This is a genomic window from Streptomyces prasinopilosus (assembly GCF_001419695.1).
In the GTDB taxonomy this organism is placed as follows: domain Bacteria; phylum Actinomycetota; class Actinomycetes; order Streptomycetales; family Streptomycetaceae; genus Streptomyces; species Streptomyces prasinopilosus.
The window spans coordinates 1-2,814 of record NZ_LIRG01000059.1; the positions used below are offsets into that span (position 1 = coordinate 1).

Here is a 2,814-nt window from a genome sequence, read left to right on the forward strand (position 1 = left end):
GTCCGGGGCGGCGGGGCGGTCCGGGGACACGGCGCAGCCGGGCAGGGTCGCACGGGCGATGAGCAGGGCCACGTCGTCGAAGTCGTCGGGTTCGTGCAGGGTGCGCAGCAGCAGGTCGCACGTCTCCTCGAGGGAGAGGTCGGGCCGGCCGCGCAGCAGCGCGAGCAGGCGGTCGAGGCGCTCGTCCAGCGAGTGGTGCCGGGTCTCGACCAGGCCGTCGGTGTACAGCACCAGCCGGTCACCCGGTTCGAGCCCCACGACGGTGGTCGAGAACCCGACGCCGCCCACCCCCAGCGGCACCCCGGTCGGCAGGCCGAGCAGTTCCGGGGTGCCGCCGGCCCGGACCCGCACCGGCGGCAGGTGCCCCGCGTTGGCGATCAGGCACTGCCGTTCACGGGGGTCGTGGACGACGTAGACGCAGGTGGCGATGGCGTCCTCGAGTTCGCCGACGATCCGGTCGAGGTGCTCCAGGAGCACCGCGGGATCGAGACCGATCGAGGCCAGCGTGTTCGTCGCCGTGCGCAGCCGCCCCATGGTGGCCGCCGCGGGGATGCCGTTGCCCATCACGTCTCCCACGACGAGGGCCGTCCTGCCGCCGTCCAGCGGGATCACGTCGAACCAGTCGCCGCCCACCTCGTTGGTGGCCCCCGCGGGCTGGTAGCGGGAGGCGACCTCGAGCCCGCCCGTCACCGGCGGATGGCTGGGCAGCAGGCTGCGCTGCAGGGTGAGCGCGGCGTCGCGGGCGCTCTGGTACCAGCGGGCGTTGTCGATCTGCACGGCCGCGCGGGAGGCCAGCTCCCGGGCCAGCAGCAGGTCGTCCTCGTCGAACGGCAGCGGGTTGCCGGTGCGCTTGAGGTCGAGCGCGCCGAGCACCTCGCCGTGCGCGGTCAGGGGCACCGCCAGGTACGAGTGCACACCCGCGCGGCCCAGCAGTTCGGCCGCCTCGGGGGACCGGGCGATCCTGGGCAGGTCCTCGTCCTTGACCCGCGGCAGGACCACGGGCAGCCCGGTGCGCACGCACTCGGTGACGAACCGGTCCGGGCCGTACCGGGTGACCAGGCCCGGCGGATCGGCGGCCCGCAGGGCGTCCCTCGAGCCGGCGCCCGCGCCCCGGACCGCCAGGGCCCGGATCACCGCCGGCTCGGCCGGGCCGAGGGTGCTCCGGCGGCCCAGCACCACCGTGTCCAGCAGGTCCACGGCGGCCACGTCGGCCAGCTCCGGAACGGCCACGTCGGCCAGCTCACGGGCCGTGCGCTCCAGGTCGAGCGTGGTGCCGACCCGGGCCGAGGCGTCGGCCACGACGGCCAGTCGGCGCCGGGCCCGTTCGGCCTCGAGGCCCGCCCGGTACTGCTCGGTGACGTCCACCACGGAAAGGGCCACGCCGAGCACCGAGCCGAGCGCGTTCTCCAGCCGGAACAGCGAGGCGGTCCAGGCGTGGTCCGTGTCGGGGTCGGCCGGGGTCCGGCCGATCATGTACTGGTCGACGACCGGTTCCCCGGTGTCCAGGACCCGCCTCGCCGCCGCCTCGACGGTGGCGACGTCCAGCTGCGGAAGCACCTCGGGGAGCGTGCGGCCCAGGTGTTCCTCCACCGGGACGCCGTTGATCCGTTCGAGTGCCGGGTTGACCGAGACGTACCGCAGGGCGGTGTCCAGGACGGCCAGTCCTATCGGGGACTGGGCGACGATCCGGGTGGACAGCGCCACGTCCTGCTCCACCCGGCGCACGGTCGTCTGGTCGACCGCGAGGCCGAGGGCGTAGACGCTGCCCTGGTCGTCGGTCAGCCGCATGTTGCGGAACTCCACGAGCCGGGTGCCGCCGTCCTTGCGCCGGATGGGGAACGCTCCGGCCCAGCTCTGCCCGGTCCGCATGACCTCGGAGAAGAGTTTGACCACCAGGTCCAGGTGCTGTTCGTGCACCATGATCCGGGCGGCGTACTGGCCCAGCGCCTCCTCGGCGCCGTACCCGAAGAGTTCCTCGGCCTGCGGGCTCCACAGCACGATGCGGCCCTGGGGGTCCAGCACCACCGAGGCCACGCGCAGCACGTCGAGCAGGCCGCTGGGACGGACCGGCCCGGGGCCCGTTCCGTCCCCGTCGCCCTCGACCAGGGGTGACCCGGCTGAACTCATCGCACGCCCGCCTTCGCCGATTCCCGCGGCCCACCGTGATGCGCCGCATCACCTGTTCTACCGCGCGTGGGGGCGATTTTCCGCCTCTCCGGCCGTCTCCTCCACCTTCTTTCCTCTCCGCGCCGGGTGCCCCGCGATCCCCCGGGCACGCCGGTGGTGCGCGGGGAGCGCACCCGTGTGCGCGTGGATGCGGTGCTTGGGCGGCGGAGGGCGGGGTACGCCGTGTGGCAGGCCCGGCAAGGACGTGGCCGGGGCACGGCAGGACGCGGCAGGGTGTCGCGGCGAAAGGAGCGATCACGATGGGCAGCGAGCGACCGCACCCGGAATCCGTCTCGGTCGAACTCAGCGGGTGCGACCGGCACGACGCGCAGATCGTGTTCGACACACTGGGCGCGTACTTCACGTCCGACCGGCGTTCCGGTGACGTGCCGGAGGCGTCCTCCGGGGTCCGCCCGACGGTGTGGCTCGGCACGTTCGACGTGGCCGACCCGCGCGAGGGCGGAGCCCGCCCGGAGGCCACGGCCCGGCTGGGGGCCTCGGTCGACGCCGACCTGCAGGGCGGTTACTGGGCGGTCGACCGGGTCCGCACCACTCTGGAGTCCCTGTTCACGGTGCACGACCTGAGCACGGTCTCCGGCGACCAGGAGAAGGAGCTGCACGTCCGCCTCGAAAGCCGCTGACCGTCGC

The 2,814-nt window shown here is 74.1% G+C and carries 2 protein-coding genes; one reads left to right on the forward strand and one right to left on the reverse strand.

The window, feature by feature from the left end:
- Positions 1-2,127, reverse strand: a 2,127-nt coding sequence (locus AOK18_RS03650) for a SpoIIE family protein phosphatase (protein WP_107100323.1), incomplete at its 3' end; no start/stop codon positions are given.
- A gap of 299 nt (positions 2,128-2,426) precedes the next feature.
- Here AOK18_RS03650 and AOK18_RS03655 point away from each other — a divergent pair.
- Entirely contained in the window at positions 2,427-2,807 is a 381-nt protein-coding gene (locus AOK18_RS03655; RefSeq protein ID WP_055693310.1) for a hypothetical protein, read from the forward strand.
- The last annotated feature ends 7 nt before the right edge of the window (positions 2,808-2,814 follow it).

What these genes read in the sequence shown, in the direction of transcription:
- AOK18_RS03655 (WP_055693310.1), top strand. Translation starts at nt 2,427, where the DNA reads ATGGGCAGCGAGCGACCGCACCCGGAATCCGTCTCGGTCGAACTCAGC.